The organism is Noviherbaspirillum sp. Root189 (assembly GCF_001428545.1).
Classification (GTDB): Bacteria; Pseudomonadota; Gammaproteobacteria; order Burkholderiales; family Burkholderiaceae_D; genus Noviherbaspirillum.
The window spans coordinates 89,698-104,155 of sequence record NZ_LMHZ01000005.1; the positions used below are offsets into that span (position 1 = coordinate 89,698).

At 58.0% G+C, this 14,458-nt stretch carries 12 protein-coding genes; 4 read left to right on the plus strand and 8 right to left on the minus strand.

Going from position 1 to position 14,458, the window contains the following annotated elements; all coding sequences use genetic code 11:
- Positions 1-179: 179 nt before the first annotated feature.
- Complete coding sequence (gene rpoD, locus ASE07_RS04040; protein WP_057289526.1) at positions 180-2,849, plus strand: RNA polymerase sigma factor RpoD; 2,670 nt, start codon at positions 180-182, stop codon at positions 2,847-2,849.
- A 134-nt stretch (positions 2,850-2,983) separates the two neighbouring features.
- Here rpoD and ASE07_RS04045 read toward each other — a convergent pair whose 3' ends face one another.
- From ASE07_RS04045 to ASE07_RS04075, 7 genes are all read right to left on the minus strand, one after another.
- On the minus strand, positions 2,984-4,243 hold the full coding sequence (locus ASE07_RS04045) for a hybrid sensor histidine kinase/response regulator (protein WP_235548347.1): 1,260 nt from the start codon (positions 4,241-4,243) through the stop codon (positions 2,984-2,986).
- Entirely contained in the window at positions 4,233-5,714 is a 1,482-nt protein-coding gene (locus ASE07_RS04050) for an ATPase domain-containing protein (protein WP_057289527.1), read from the minus strand. The genes ASE07_RS04045 and ASE07_RS04050 overlap by 11 nt, the downstream gene beginning before the upstream one ends.
- The gene (locus tag ASE07_RS04055; protein WP_057289528.1) at positions 5,711-6,142 is read right to left on the minus strand and encodes a hypothetical protein; all 432 of its coding nucleotides are present in this window, start codon (positions 6,140-6,142) and stop codon (positions 5,711-5,713) included. Before ASE07_RS04055 ends, ASE07_RS04050 begins: the two co-directional genes overlap by 4 nt.
- Before the next feature lie 279 nt (positions 6,143-6,421).
- Positions 6,422-7,048, minus strand: a complete 627-nt coding sequence (locus ASE07_RS04060) for an FABP family protein (protein WP_057289529.1) — start codon at positions 7,046-7,048, stop codon at positions 6,422-6,424.
- Positions 7,049-7,218: 170 nt separating this feature from the next.
- Positions 7,219-8,463, minus strand: coding sequence for a hypothetical protein (locus tag ASE07_RS04065; protein ID WP_057289530.1), 1,245 nt, complete (start codon positions 8,461-8,463; stop codon positions 7,219-7,221).
- 16 nt (positions 8,464-8,479) lie between these two features.
- Entirely contained in the window at positions 8,480-8,944 is a 465-nt protein-coding gene (locus ASE07_RS04070; protein ID WP_057289531.1) for a DUF2269 family protein, read from the minus strand.
- On the minus strand, positions 8,941-10,236 hold the full coding sequence (locus tag ASE07_RS04075; RefSeq protein WP_327196041.1) for an SDR family oxidoreductase: 1,296 nt from the start codon (positions 10,234-10,236) through the stop codon (positions 8,941-8,943). The genes ASE07_RS04070 and ASE07_RS04075 overlap by 4 nt, the downstream gene beginning before the upstream one ends.
- 212 nt (positions 10,237-10,448) lie before the next feature.
- Here ASE07_RS04075 and ASE07_RS04080 point away from each other — a divergent pair, with 212 nt between their 5' ends.
- Positions 10,449-10,928, plus strand: a complete 480-nt coding sequence (locus ASE07_RS04080) for a hypothetical protein (protein WP_057289532.1) — start codon at positions 10,449-10,451, stop codon at positions 10,926-10,928.
- Positions 10,929-11,630: 702 nt separating this feature from the next.
- Complete coding sequence (locus ASE07_RS27915; protein WP_235548348.1) at positions 11,631-13,367, plus strand: YsnF/AvaK domain-containing protein; 1,737 nt, start codon at positions 11,631-11,633, stop codon at positions 13,365-13,367.
- Positions 13,368-13,548: 181 nt separating this feature from the next.
- Here the strand turns inward: ASE07_RS27915 and ASE07_RS04090 are convergent, their stop codons facing one another.
- Positions 13,549-13,884: a thioredoxin family protein gene (locus ASE07_RS04090; RefSeq protein WP_057289602.1), complete on the minus strand. Its 336-nt coding sequence runs from the start codon at positions 13,882-13,884 to the stop codon at positions 13,549-13,551.
- A gap of 145 nt (positions 13,885-14,029) precedes the next feature.
- Here ASE07_RS04090 and ASE07_RS04095 point away from each other — a divergent pair, with 145 nt between their 5' ends.
- Positions 14,030-14,404: a hypothetical protein gene (locus ASE07_RS04095; RefSeq protein WP_057289533.1), complete on the plus strand. Its 375-nt coding sequence runs from the start codon at positions 14,030-14,032 to the stop codon at positions 14,402-14,404.
- The last annotated feature ends 54 nt before the right edge of the window (positions 14,405-14,458 follow it).

Below are 14,458 nucleotides of genomic sequence, written 5' to 3' on the forward strand. Positions count from 1 at the left end.
ACTGATCTTTCATCCGAATTTGAATACCCTGAACATCGACAAGAAAGCCTAGCGCATTCATGAAGGCATGGCGGAATTGTTAGCGTGCGGTTTGCCAGCGCGCCGATTCTACCTGCCAATGTCGCGCCGACCCAGGTCGCGCGTCCGTGATGTCTACTTTGTTGCCCATTGATTACGCAATGACAAAGCCTGCCAAGACCCTGACTCTGACTGCAAAACCTCGTACTGATGCTGCATCTTCCCCCGGACTGGTGAGGACGGTAACGCACGCGCTCGATCCGGAACAGACGCCCACTACGGTAAAAGTGCTGACCAAGCGCTCACGCCTGGTGTCCACGGCCGTTCAGGCCGCCCCCGATGCCAGCGCCGTTTATGTGGCACCGGAAACCAATGCCGCTCCGGATACGGAGCTGCCGGCCGAATCGACGTCGCCAGCGCCCGCACCAAAGGTTACCGTCGTCGTACGCAAGGCGCCGAAGGTGCTGGCAGCGCCGGTGCCGACCGATGTTCAGACGCCTGAACCGGCGCCGACGGCATCTGCATCTGCATCTGTTTCCGCCGATGCTCCGGTAGCGACTGAAACCGCACCGACGGCAAGTGCATCACTGCCCGCAGCCGACAGCGCTCCCGCGCCCAAAGCCAGGGTAGTGCGCCGCAAACCGGCGGCCGATGCGACACCGGCACCGAAAAGCAGTTCCGGCACAAGCGCGTCGCGTGCTGCGGCTACCGCTGTACCTGCCGCTGCTGCTGCTCCAGCACCGTCCATCGCTGAAATCGACACCTCGGGCTATGAACTGCCGGCCGTCAAGGTGCCGGCACGTCGTGGACGCCGTCCGTCCGAATACCGCCCTGAGCAGGATGAAGTCGCGGCGCTCAATGCCGTCGAACGCGCGGAAATCAATGCCGCGCGCAAGGCACGCGACCGTCGCACCGGCAAGGATGCGGAATCCGGTATGAGCGACGAGGAACTCGCCGTACGCCGCCAGAAGGTCTCTGCACTAGTCCGTGCCGGCAAGGAGCGCGGTTATCTGACACATGCCGAGATCTATGACCACCTGCCGGAAGAGTCGACCAGCCAGGAAGTCATCGAAGGCTTGATTTCGACCCTTGGCGACATGGGTATCACTGTATACGAGCAGGCACCCGACGCCGAGACACTGCTGTTGTCCGATAATGTTGCCAACGCCACCAGCGACGAAGATGCCGAAGCCGCCGTGCAAACCGCGCTGTCGACCGTCGATGCCGATTTTGGTCGTACCACCGACCCGGTGCGCATGTACATGCGTGAAATGGCGTCGGTACCATTGCTGACCCGCCAAGGCGAAATCGACATCGCTCGCCGTATTGAAGCCGGCTTCAAGGACATGATGCAGGCCGTCTCCGCCTGCCCGACAACGATTGCCGAGATCCTCGCCCATGCGGAAAAAATCCGCAATGAGGAAGCGCCGATCGATGAACTGGTGGACAGCCTGGTCGATCCGACTACGCTGGACGACGCTCCCATGGTCGTGGCGGCAGCAGCGGCTTCCGACGACGAGGAAGAAGAAGACCTGGACGACGAGATCGAGGACGACGAGGAAGAGGAAAGCAGCTCCAGCGGTGGTGGCGCAGCCAACATGTCTGAGCAGCAGCTGGGCGAACTGCGCAGGCAGGCGCTGGAGAAGTTTGCGCTGGTGGCAACCGAATTCGGCAACATGCAGACCGCGCTCGAGAGCGACGGGTACAATTCGCCGGCCTATGTGCGTGCGCAGCAAGTGATTTCCCAGGAGCTGCTGAGCATGCGCTTTACTGCCAAGCTGGTCGAGAAGCTGTGTGACATGCTGCGCTCGCGCGTCGATGAAGTACGCCAGATCGAAAAGCAGATTCTCGACATCGCCGTCAACAAATGCGGTATGCCGCGCGGCCATTTCATCAGCGTTTTCCCAGGCAAGGAAACCGATCTTGAGTGGGTCGATCGTGAAGCGGACAGCGACAAGGCCTATGCGCCGATCCTGCGCCGCAACGGCCCGGCCATCAAGGAATACCAGAAAAAGCTGCTGGAACTGCAAAAGTCCGCAGGCGTGCCTTTGTCAGAGCTGCGCAAGATCAACAAGCAGATGACGACGGCCGAAATGCGGGCGCGTCAGGCCAAGCGCGAAATGACCGAGGCCAATCTGCGCCTGGTCATTTCGATCGCCAAAAAATACGTCAATCGCGGCCTGCAATTCCTCGACCTGATCCAGGAAGGCAATATCGGCCTGCTGAAGGCGGTCGACAAGTTCGAATACCGTCGCGGTTACAAGTTTTCAACGTATGCGACGTGGTGGATCCGCCAGGCGATTACCCGCGCGATTGCGGACCAGGCCCGCACCATTCGCGTTCCGGTGCACATGATCGAAACGATCAACAAGATGAACCGTATTTCGCGCCAAATCCTGATGGAGACGGGCTCGGAGCCGGACTTGCCGACACTGGCCGCGAAGATGGATCTGCCGGAGAAAAAACTGCGCGAGATCATGAAGATCGCAAAGGAACCGGTGTCGATGGACATGCCGATGGGCGACGATGGCGATTCGCAGCTTGGCGATTTCATCGAGGACAGCACGACGCTGGCGCCGGCCGATGCGGCGATGCATGCATCGATGCGCAGCGTCATCCGTGACGTGCTCGATTCACTGCCGCCGCGTGAAGCAAAAGTATTGCGCATGCGTTACGGCATTGACATGACCAGCGATGCGACATTGGAAGAGGTAGGCAAGCAGTTCGATGTAACGCGTGAGCGTATTCGCCAGATCGAGAACAAGGCGATGAACAAGCTGCGTCACGCATCGCGTGCGGATCGCCTGAAGACCTTCCTGGAAAGCGATTAAAGGTCAACCACGCGCGTATATTCACGTGAGGCTGCGATCTCGTACGCGGGATCGCAACCTCCCATGATGACTCTGGCGCGTTGCAAGGCGGCCGGACACCGCAGGTAAATTGCCTGTGATGTCCGGCCGCTTTTTTATTCGGTGGTTACGTACTCCGCGATGAGCGAAAGCAGTGATTGCACGTTGATCGGCTTGACCATCAGTTCGTCAAAACCCGCTTCGATGGCGCGCTTCCGATCTTCAGGCTGACCATAACCGGTAAGAGCAACGAGTAGCGGACCAGCGATGCCGGAAAGCGCACGCATTTCCCTGGCGACGGCAAATCCATCAATACCCGGCAGGCCGATATCGCAAATGATCGCATCGTAGATTTCCGCCTTTGCCATTGCCAGTCCGCTCAAGCCGTCATAAGCGGCACGGACCACGTGGCCTTGCAGGGAAAGGAAGTCAACCAGCGTCTGATTGGCGTCCACGTTATCTTCGATGACGAGTATCCGGCGTGCGCTTGACACGCCATGGCTATTGGGCGTGACATCGTTGCCCGAAGTCGTGGATGCCGTATTCGGCAATATCACGGTAAAGCTGCTGCCGCGCCCTTCGCCGTCGCTGTGCGCGGCGACGGTGCCTCCATGCATTTGTACCAGGCTGCGCACGACGCTCAGGCCAATGCCAAGGCCACCTTCGGAGCGCGCCAGAGAACGCGGCCCTTGCACAAATAGATCAAAAATGCCCGGCAAGACATCAGCCGGAATGCCGACACCCTGATCGGAGATGACGACGGACAGCTGGCCGTCGCCATGCTCGTCATCCCGCGTCTTTACCGCGAGGCTGATCACGCTATGGTCAGGGCTGAACTTGGACGCGTTCAGCAGCAGGTTGGAGAACACCTGCGCGAGGCGTACCGGGTCGCCTTCCAGCATGGTGTCGACAGCAGGCATATCAAGACGCAAGGTCTGCTTGCGTTTTTGCAGATTTGGCTGACTAGCCTCTGTTGCCCGCTCGATAATTTCCGATAGCAGAATCGGTTTTTTCTTGAGCACGATACGGCCGCTGCTGATCCTTGCCGCATCGAGCAAGTCATCGAGCAGACTTGCCATTTGCTCGGTCTGACGCTGAATAACCGTATGCAGCTTTGGCAAGTCAGGATGGGCGTCTGCAATCCCCTCCAGCAGGGTCGCCGCCATGCTGATCGGTGCCAGCGGATTGCGCAACTCATGCGCGAGCATGGCGAGAAATTCGTTTTGCCGGCGATTGGCGGCTTCCGCCTCATCCTTCATGGTCTGCGCATGCACGGCGGCGAGCACGAGATTCTCGTTTGCGCTACGCAGTTGCCGGACCAGGTCAGTCAGGTCTTCGTTGCTGTCGGGAGCGGATGGCCTGTTGTCAGAAGTCATGGCGAATATCGGTGCCGGCCGCAGAAGGATGTGCCGACAGCACACCTTCATAAGCGACCATACTTTCCCCCACTTCTATGCCTTGGTCCGTAATCTCGAACTGCCTGAGTTCCCGGCTGTGGTTGCTGCCCCTGACCTTCACGATCGCAAGCACTTTGGTCAGCTTGCCTTCAACCGCCACATAGCGCATGGCCATTACGGCATCGGTTAAAAACGACAGGTCGGAACGACTGAAGCGCATTTCAGTAAACCGGTCTTCCATGCCAAGCGTGAGCATGACGGTCACGCCAGTCTTGGCCAGAGCGGTCAGTATCCGGAACACCGATTCCCTGAAATCCTGCCTGAATTCCGGCGCAAGGTAGAGGCTGAACTCCGACAGCGAATCGATCACGACGCGCGTTGCGCCCGTACGCGCTATCGTATCGAGCAAGCTTTCGAGAACCTCTTCGACTGACAAATCCAGCGATCTGTTTTCAAGCACGGCAACATTGCCGGCCTGCACCATCTGCTCGAGGGCGGCATTGCGAAGTCGGGAGGTGCCTTTTTCAAAGGAAGCGATCACGCCTTTTTCACCGTGATCGACACCGTTTTTGAGAAAGGCCGTCGACAGGATGGTTTTACCCACGCCGGTCGGGCCAACCACAAGCAGCGAATGTCCGGCAGGCAGGCCGCCTTCCATCATGCGGTCGATGCCCGCCACGCCGGTTGGTACACGCGGCACATTCGTTTCGACCGGATCACCGTGGGTTCTTTCACCGGCGAGCGGCGGCAACAGACGGGGATAGACATGGACGCCACGGTCGCTGATGCGGAAGATATGGTAGCCGGCCATATGGTGCTGACCGCGCATCTTGACGACGCGTATCTTGCGCGTGACTGAATTGACCGCAACGTTTTGCGACAATGAAATCAGTCCGTCGGCCACGGTCAGAATCGGGTTCGCTTCGGCTTCCGGATGTGCGTATTCGCCAATCAGGAAGGTGGTCGCCTGCCAGCTTGCCATTCGGGTGCCGAGCTCCTGCACAAAGTACTGCAGGTCAGCCACCCCCTCGGTACCGGTCCGGGCAGTCTGCACCACCGAGCGGAAGGAATCGACGAATACCAGATCAGGGGAAAAGGCTTCTACTTCGCGTGAGATACGTTCAAGCACACCGCTGAAGTCCCCCATGCGCAAATCTTCGGCGAGATTGATGTATTGAATATTCTTGCCTACCTGGCTGACATCGAAAAACGCATACTGCTGCTGATAGCGCAGCATCTTGATCGGCGGCTCGCCCAGGACAGTAAAGAAAATCGCCTTGCGACCGGACTGGGTGAGCGCGAACATGATCTGGTGCGCCAGCGTGGTTTTGCCACTACCCGGCGCCCCGGCAATCAGGTTGAATGAAAACTCGGTGAGTCCACCTCCCAGCAAGGTATCCAGCCCTGGAACACCCGTCGACAGTTTCCCGAGGGTCACTTTGTCGCTCATTTACTTTTCTCCTGAATGTTCATGCCGTAAGACTCGTCGATCGATGCCGAGTTTAAGATTTGAGTGGTAAGGACCTCGCCGATCAGCGTGGACATAAGTCTCTTGAAGGTGGCCAGCAAAACGTGCTGGGCCTGGCTGGCGCTGTGTGGGTCGGCTGCGCGCAAATCCAGGAGCAAACGCTCCAGTGCGGTACGGAAAGGCTGTCCGGCGACAGGTGCCGTCAGCCACGAGAAATGAGGTTGGGTTAGCCGCAATGCACGGCCATACAGCGCGGAAAAACCGGCGTCCCCGATAAGAGGAGTAAGCTGGCTTTCAAGCTTGCGCCAGCATCTTAGTGCAGCGCCTGGCGGATCGTTGTCGCCGTCCGCCGCCGAACCGGCTGGCGCATCGGTGAGCAATGGCTTACGCTCGTCGTCTCTATTGTGCATGCGTAGCAGATGAAAAGTGCATTTACTGCGTCAACACCGCTTGAACCAACTGCGCTGACACAGAGTTACGGTCATTCATTTCCGGGCAAATTCCCGGAACAGGTAAAGGCAACTGCAACCATTGACCATTGACTGCTACCCGGGAAATACGGGCCATCAAGGTGTCGTCATGACAAGCGTGCTACTACTGTTCCGCGCATTATACCTGTTCCAGGCTGCACTTCATTCGTGCTGCCGGACGGTGGATTTCAGCAGAGCAGCCAGCTTTATTTCATTCAATCACCGTGCCAGTGGATTGGGTGTCGGCTCGGCGATCCTGGTGAGCGTATTGCGGTCGCGGTGATGAAAGGGTTCCTCCTGATCCTTGATCATCATTACCGTATCTTCGTCATAGGACCATGTTCCGTCGGCGTGAATGCTGACCTGAATCCGGTATTCTATCGTCTTGAATGCGTATTCCAGGAACGGGTTGGACAGGATGCCGTAGCTGTCGTCGCCACGTGTTGCCAGTAGTTCGAAACTGGTCGCATCGGCGCTGGCTTTACCCACTGCCATGGCAATTTGCCCGCGTGGAATAGCTAGCGTCTGGATGACCGTGCCGGTAGCCGGCTCCCAGAGCCAGTAGCCGACCTGATCGTGGTAGGTCTTTACCTGATCCGGTTTGGTGACATGGGTATGATAGCGAAGTCCGTAAAATAGCTGTGGTCCGTTAGTGACAGGATCGATGGGCTGCAATTCAATGCGTTCCACAAAAGCCTGCTTGCGCGCGCCGTCCGCCTTGGGTTTGATATCCAGGCCACGGGTGCCTTCCCATACACCGGCCATTGCGCGCAGAGGGCCAAGGTTGTTCAGGGTAAGCACGTCCATGGACGGCTCGGTAAATATGTCTTTCGGGAAATCGCTCATGTGAAATCGGTGCAAATAGTTATATAGGGCGTGCCATGCCTCGCATGTCACTCTTGCACCATATTACGCGAAGTTGAGCAGACGCAAGATTTGTGGCTTGATGCGCTGTCGGCGTCCTGAAATACCGCCGCCTGCCGCTTCGACTATGACTATGATTCAGCGCCCGTTTTTCAGCACCAGTTGGCATCGGGTCGATGTTGCAGCCGATGTGCCGCTTCGACGACATCCTGCAGGTCGACGGGATCGCTAAACGGGTCAGCATCCAGCTTGGTGACGCGATTCAATTCTTTTTGCCAGCGGCGCAGTTCATTGACATAGTCGCGGTCGGCTACCGGCCTGAGCACGCCATCCGTATCCTGCATATCGCAGATGCCGTTATGCAGCCATTCACCGGTATGCCAGTCCGGCATGTCAACCGCCGGAAACAAACAGACGCCCTGCAGGTCCATGCCGCGATCGACGGCAGCAAGCGATTCTTCCATCACGTCCTTGAGCCATGCGTCCCGCCCTTTTCCCATGCCGCTGGTTTCGCCAATGATCATCGGTCGCCGGTAACGCTCCCAGACAGTGCCGAGCAGATCGCATAGCGGCACGATGCGGTCGTCGTCAGGCGGCAGCGCGGCATGCGGTCCGTGTTCTCGGTATTCCATCTGGCCGAAGGAATAGTTATTGGCGCCGACGATATCTAGCACCTCCGGCGTACCGCCGAGTTCCGGATATTCCTTGCCGAACAGGATGTCCCACGCCAGAAATGTATCGACGCAGGTCTCATGACGCGCTGCCTCGATCAGGTCGGGCCGGTCACGCGGCGCAACGACCTGTACCAGTGGATCAATATGAATCATCCGGGCGTCCGGGTCCACCTCGCGGATGGCCTTGACGCCGGCGATGGCTGCCTTGCAAAGCGCCAGGCGAAACGCAAATCGATCTTCCCTGCTGTTGAGATACGGCGCAACCCATCCCCATTCGCCGCCGCAAAAGGAAAAGAAGGTGATTTCATTGATCGGCGTAAAGCAATGCGGTCCACGGGTCCTTGGCACCACGTATTCTGCCGCCGCCCTGCAGTAGTCGGCAAAGCGACTGGTGAAGTCATCCGAGAAGGGGTCCGTATCTTCCGGATAACCGTAATGACACAGGTCCCAGATCGGCAGGATCTGCGCTTTGTCCATTGCCTCGAGATAAGGATCGATCATGGAAAAATCATAATGCCTGTCCTTGTCCACCAACGGCCAGGGTATTCCTTCACGGGCGACGGCAATGCCCAGTTCACGCAGGATGTGATAGTCCTCCATGGCACGGCAGTCATGCTGGGTTTCCGCGACCAGGTTGCGCCTGCGCTTATCCTTCCATAAAAAGGTCGAGCACTCGAAACCGGAAATGAAAAACGTGGGGAAGATGCCGGGACGTCTGGCCATGGAACACTCCTTGTTATCAGGACGGCTTGGCGACCATCAGGTAGAAGATTGCGATGAAGGTGAAAAAGGCCGGGATACCGAGCAATACCCAGTAACGGAAATAACGCCAGTAGGCATCGGGTAGCGGCGTACCGGAATCCGCCGCGATGCGGGAAAGCTGCTTGAGCTGCATCTGCAGCCACAGCACTGGCAGCCAGCAGGCAACGGCGATGACGTAGAGAATGACGGACCACATGATCCAGCGGCTGCTCATGGGAAATCCCGCCGTTCGCATCATCAGATAGCCGGTGAGCGGCTGAATGATGACGGTGGTCGAGGTGAACAGCCAGTCGGCAAGCACAACGATACGCGCCACCACCGCAATCGCGCGAACGTCGCGGCTCATGGTGGTAAACAGCAGATAGAATGCCGAGCCCACCCCGGTTCCGAACAGGAAGGTGGACGACATGATATGCAGCCATTTGAGAACGACATAACTCATCGGCGCTCCCTCAGTTCGGGCTCAAGTTCAAGCAATAACCAGATCGCTGCCAGCATGGGCAGGTTCTTTAGCAATGGTCCATAAGGGTGAAGCCAGAATTCGGGCAGCCTCCAGGTGATGATGGCGGTATAGAAAAGAATGACGGAAATCTGTGCCAGCCACAGCCAGCGACTACGCTTCATCAGCAGCGTAGTCACGCCGAAGGCGAAGTCCATCAGTGCCGCGCCGTACAACATCAGCGGCAAAAGCATGCCGCTGATGCCTACGCGTTCCAGCAAGGCATAGCTGTCGGCAACCGGATATAAACCCATGGACACGATGCCGGTGACAATCCATACCATCGCAATGCTGATACGCAGCATCGGCAGCAGCCAGTTCAGCTTGGCATGCAGTCGGGTGTCCGCAACGTTTCCCGGCGCAATGAAGTCACGAACCGCACGCGGTGCGCGACCGAGTAGCGAAGTAATTGCCGATGCACTGCCGGTGTTGCCACGTTCAAGCATCTGCAAGGTTTCGGGATCGAGCAGGCTCCCCGGAAGAAGGTTGGCAAGACGCGCGCCCAATCGCACCAGCGGCATCGGCATGGGGATGCAATGTAAGCGCCCCATCCGCATCGCGGTACGGAGGGTCGCAATGAAATCGCGCAATGAAATCGGCTCCGAACCAACCAGCGCAATACGCGTGCCTTTCGGCATATGTGGCCGCGTCGCATTGTCCAGCAAGGCCAGGATCGCTGCAACCACGTCGTCGATATACGCCGGCTGTACCTGCTGCTTCCCCGTTCCAGGCAAGGCAATCAAGGGCAGGCTCGCCAGCGTGGTGAATAAGCGGGCGCTGGTGCCGCCCGGTCCATAGACCAGGGACGGCTGCACGATGACCGACGGCAGGTCTAGGCTTGCCAGAAAATCGTCCGCCTGCTTTTTGCTGAGGTGATAGCGGCTCTGCGCATGCTGGTCAGCGCCCAGCGCGGAAATCTGCACGGCCAGCTTTACCTTGCTGTCGGCGGCTGCCTTGAACAGCGCGACCGGTCCGCGTACATGGATCGCGTCAAAGCTTTGCCGGCCCGTCTCGCGGATGATGCCTACCGCATTGATGATGACGTCAACACCGGACAGACGGGGCAGCCATGCATTGCTGTCAAAGTCACGGGTGAAGTCGGCGGCGATGTAGCCAAAGCGCGGATCGTGATGCGCGCCCGGATTGCGAACGGCGCATAGTACGCGATGTCCGGCGGCGGCGAGCGCATTTGCCAGATGGCTTCCTATGAATCCGCTTGCTCCGGTCAGCAGCACGACCAATTGCAACTCCTTTGTTATGGGTGGCAGCGCCACACCGTATGGGCAATACGTGCTTGTCACTTTCTGTCTGGTTGCATTTCGCTGCGGGGAACCAGCCTTGTTTTTGCACGTCACAAATGCATGGTAAATACGACCGGTGCCGGCCACCGGGAGTTCATTGCGCGCACGCCAACCTGCGTGCCAGCGCCTTATTGCACGGAGGAAGCATGAAGTCATGGCGTCAGGCGATGCGGGATGGTCTCATTTCGGGAAGCGTCGCCAGCGTGCTATCGACAATTGTCCTGAGCGTGCGAGGAGAGCATGAAGAAGGTACGCCTTATGCGCCCACGAATGCGATCAGCCACTGGTTCTTTGGCGATCACGCCTTCTATCGTAACGGGCGGACACTGCGTTACACCGGAACCGGCTATGCGATCCACCATGCCTCATCGACCTTATGGGCAGTGATCTACGAACGCTGGTTCGGAGAACGTGCCGACAGGCGCGACTTGCCAACGGCATTGACAGGTGGAGCGACCGTTGCGGCGCTGGCCTGCTTCACCGACTATCACCTGACACCGCGGCGCCTGCATCCCGGCTACGAAAAACGACTTTCCTCCGCGTCCCTTTTCCTTGTATATGCCGCATTCGGTGCCGGACTGGTTGTACGTGGCTTGACGACAAGCCCGGCTCGCACATGGCAATAGTTGTCTCCCTGCGGCTGTGTCAATGTGCGCGCATCACCGCGTATCCTCGACTGTTAACACTTCGTTACCCTATTGAGCAAAGTCGACGGTACGCATTGCAGCGCAAACTTTCTGCGCAGGTCCTGCCTCGAAAGAGCTTTCGTACTTTCGTAGATACGGGGTGTCGGATGATTGCCGAGGATGTCGTTGCGAATGTGTTATTCGCAATTGTGGCCGTAACTATCGCTTACTGGCTATTCGCGTAAACCAAGGGCGCGTGCTCCGGCATGCTCCCAATTACCTTCCCCTTTCGCTAATCAGGGTGACTGCATCTCATTATCGACTGGTCGCTCGGCGGAGGAAAACCATACCGCGGAAACCTTAATGGGCGGCCACACAGTGATGGCGACTGCCTCACCTGGCAGCACAGCACTCTCCCTTTCGTTTCCCATTCAAACTAATTGCATCTCTGCGTTTTTTGATAGCAATTGATTAAGGAACTTCATGGGATTATCGGCTTCTTATAAAACCATTGTGGATTCGTCAACCGGTAACTGAATAGCTGACAGGAATCTTGCGCAGGACGCTTTGGCAATGCATGGGTCGGTCTAAAGGAGTTCAGACGTACGCCTTCGAGGAGTCTTTCAGGCTTGAAAGTTTAGTCGAAGCGCACTGTTGAATGCGAACCCGTGCTTCATACGTAATCTGATTAGGAGATAGAAAATGGAAACAACCTCGACCAAGAAGAATCCGGGAATGCTAACTGGCCTGTTCTACGATAGGGATAGCGCTGAACGCGCATATCAAGGTCTGACGGAGCGCGGCTACGGCAAGGACGATATCAACGTCGTCATGTCGGACGATACCCGCAAACGCCATTTCGCCGACGGCGATGCGGCAACGACAGAATTGGGCAACAAGGCCGCCGAAGGTGCCGGTGTAGGCGGGGCGGTCGGCGGCACCCTCGGTGCCGTGCTGGCAGCAATGACTGCCGCAGGGACAAGCCTGGCACTCCCAGGTCTTGGCCTGGTGATTGCCGGCCCACTTGCAGCAGCGGCTGCAGGCGCGGGTGCAGGTGCGGCAACGGGCGGCTTGCTCGGCGCACTGATCGGCTGGGGTATTCCGGAAGAGCGTGTCAAGCGCTACGAAAGCGGCCTGAAGGAAGGCGGCATCCTGATGGGCGTGAAACCCCGTTCGGATGAAGACGCAGCGCATTTCGAGCAGCACTGGCGGAGTAGTAACGGCCAGCAGATCTATCGCGAAGGCAGCACCTCGATTGACGGCGGAAGCAGTGACACCGTGGTCGGTGTCTACGATAACTTCACCGATGCGGAAAATGCGGTGCAAGCGCTTTTGACAGCAGGTTTCGAACGTTCCCGAGTTCAGCTCAACCCGGATCGTGACGATGTCGGCACGACGGCCACGGCCACCGGCACGTCGACTGCCGACACACACGGTGCGAGCGGTATCAGCGGTTTCTTCCGCTCCTTGTTCGGTGGTGACGACAACACGCAACATCATGATGTCTACGCCGAATCGGTGCGCCGTGGCAGTTATGTGCTGACCGTCGATGTCGACAGCGAGCAGGAGCAGGACCGCGCCGCTGATATCATGAACCGCTTCAATCCGGTCGATGTCGATGAGCGCAGCAGCCACTGGAAGCAGCAGGGCTGGTCCGGCTACGATGACAGCGCACCGCGCTATTCCCGCGATGAAATCGACAGGGAGCGCGCCACCTATGCACAAGCCGGTGGCACCACCGGCACCACCGGCATGACCAAAACAACCGATACCAAAGGATCGTCCCGCATCCCGGTGATCGAGGAAGAACTGAAGATCGGCAAGCGCCAGGTCCAGCGTGGCGGTGTGCGCGTGTTCCAGCGCGTTCGTGAAACACCGGTACATGAATCCGTGCAATTGCGCCAGGAGCATGTAAAGGTTGAACGTCATGCGGTCGACAAGCCAGCTAGTGAGGCTGATCTCGCCGCATTCAAGGAGGGCTCGATCGAACTGCGCGAAACCTCCGAGGAAGCAGTCGTCTCCAAGACCGCCCGGGTCGTTGAAGAAGTGGTCGTCGGCAAGGAAGTCTCGCAACGTACTGAAAACATCAACGACACCGTGCGTCGTACCGACGTTGAAGTCGAGCAGCTTGGTGCCGGACGAACCACTGCGACCAGCGGCACAACAGGCAGTACACTGACTGGCGACGATGCGGACTTCCGTCGTCATTGGCAAACTGCCTATGGCACTTCAGGCGGACGCTATGAAGACTATGATGCTGCCTATCGTTATGGCTCGACCATGGCGGGCAGCGATCGCTACAAGAACTACCAGTGGAACGACGTAGAACCGCAACTGCGTAGCGATTGGGAATCCAACCATCCCGGCAGCACCTGGGACAAGGTGAAGGACGCTGTTCGTTACGGTGCCGAACGCGTGACCGGCAATCGTCGTCACTAAGGTCCGGTTCTCGGTTTCTCAATCGCTGAGTTACTGAGCCGCGTAGTCGAAACGAATACAGCGGGGTGTCGCCACCCCGCTGTATTCAGTACCAGTGCGGACTGTATGCATTTGCATCGCTGTCCGCGTTTTTTCGCGCATCTTTTCCGAGCTGCACACTTACACCTTGCGTAAGCCTCGTTTACTGACCGCGTGGATCGATCTGCCGCAACGCGTCCCGTATCGATTTTTCATCAGTCGGCCTGACCAGCCGTGCCACTTCCTGACCATTATTCAGGAACACGAGCGTTGGCCATAGTTTGACTTTGAACGAGCGTCCAAGTCGACGCCCGCTGCCGTCCTCAATCTTGATATGGCGTACGTCCGGATGCGTGGCAAACGCAGACGCAATCGGTACCTGCGCCGCGAGACAGAAGCCACACCAGGGTGCGCCGAATTCCACCACCGCCGGGCCCTCCAGCGCATCGATTTCCGACCGGTCCGGCTCCTGCGCGGCATATTTATCGTTCATTCCCATGTCATTTCCCTTCATTACCGCATGTGCGTAGGTAGATGCACATGCCATCGATCATCGCAAATCCTTATGTCGAATTGTTGCGCAACTTGTAGCGCCCTGCACGCTCTCATTCAACATGGACAATTATTCAACCAGGAGATTCATCATGGCAAGCAACCAGCAATCGGCAGGCAAGGGCAATAGTGGCCAGGCAATGCCGCAAGGCTACCCGCAGCTTGATGAGAGTACGCAGTCGGAGCACTCGCTGTCGCAGTCTTCCGAGAACAATCCGCAGGACGGCCGCTATTCGGTCGCAGAGGAACAAAATTTCGACGAGCAATCCGATGAAGCGCGACGCGTCGGCCGCATGCCGCAGAATGTCGGCGCGGAAGGACTGACGACACAGGCAAGCCCTTCGGAAGCCGTTGCAAAAACCGTCAGGAAAAAATCCCCCGAGACCGCTGACCCGCTGCCAGAGTCGACGCAAGATGACGCGACCCTCAAACAGTCCATCGAGAGGGCTGTGCCGCCATCGGTTTAAAAGAAAGACGGCCCGCAGGGAATGCCGGCAACATCGATTCGGTGAACATGCTGC

What these genes read in the sequence shown, in the direction of transcription:
- ASE07_RS04090 (WP_057289602.1), bottom strand. Translation starts at nt 13,884, where the DNA reads ATGGGAATGAACGATAAATATGCCGCGCAGGAGCCGGACCGGTCGGAA.
- ASE07_RS04080 (WP_057289532.1), top strand. Translation starts at nt 10,449, where the DNA reads ATGAAGTCATGGCGTCAGGCGATGCGGGATGGTCTCATTTCGGGAAGC.
- ASE07_RS04060 (WP_057289529.1), bottom strand. Translation starts at nt 7,048, where the DNA reads ATGAGCGATTTCCCGAAAGACATATTTACCGAGCCGTCCATGGACGTG.
- ASE07_RS04045 (WP_235548347.1), bottom strand. Translation starts at nt 4,243, where the DNA reads ATGACTTCTGACAACAGGCCATCCGCTCCCGACAGCAACGAAGACCTG.
- rpoD (WP_057289526.1), top strand. Translation starts at nt 180, where the DNA reads ATGACAAAGCCTGCCAAGACCCTGACTCTGACTGCAAAACCTCGTACT.
- ASE07_RS04095 (WP_057289533.1), top strand. Translation starts at nt 14,030, where the DNA reads ATGGCAAGCAACCAGCAATCGGCAGGCAAGGGCAATAGTGGCCAGGCA.
- ASE07_RS04055 (WP_057289528.1), bottom strand. Translation starts at nt 6,142, where the DNA reads ATGCACAATAGAGACGACGAGCGTAAGCCATTGCTCACCGATGCGCCA.
- ASE07_RS04050 (WP_057289527.1), bottom strand. Translation starts at nt 5,714, where the DNA reads ATGAGCGACAAAGTGACCCTCGGGAAACTGTCGACGGGTGTTCCAGGG.
- ASE07_RS04070 (WP_057289531.1), bottom strand. Translation starts at nt 8,944, where the DNA reads ATGAGTTATGTCGTTCTCAAATGGCTGCATATCATGTCGTCCACCTTC.
- ASE07_RS04065 (WP_057289530.1), bottom strand. Translation starts at nt 8,463, where the DNA reads ATGGCCAGACGTCCCGGCATCTTCCCCACGTTTTTCATTTCCGGTTTC.
- ASE07_RS27915 (WP_235548348.1), top strand. Translation starts at nt 11,631, where the DNA reads ATGGAAACAACCTCGACCAAGAAGAATCCGGGAATGCTAACTGGCCTG.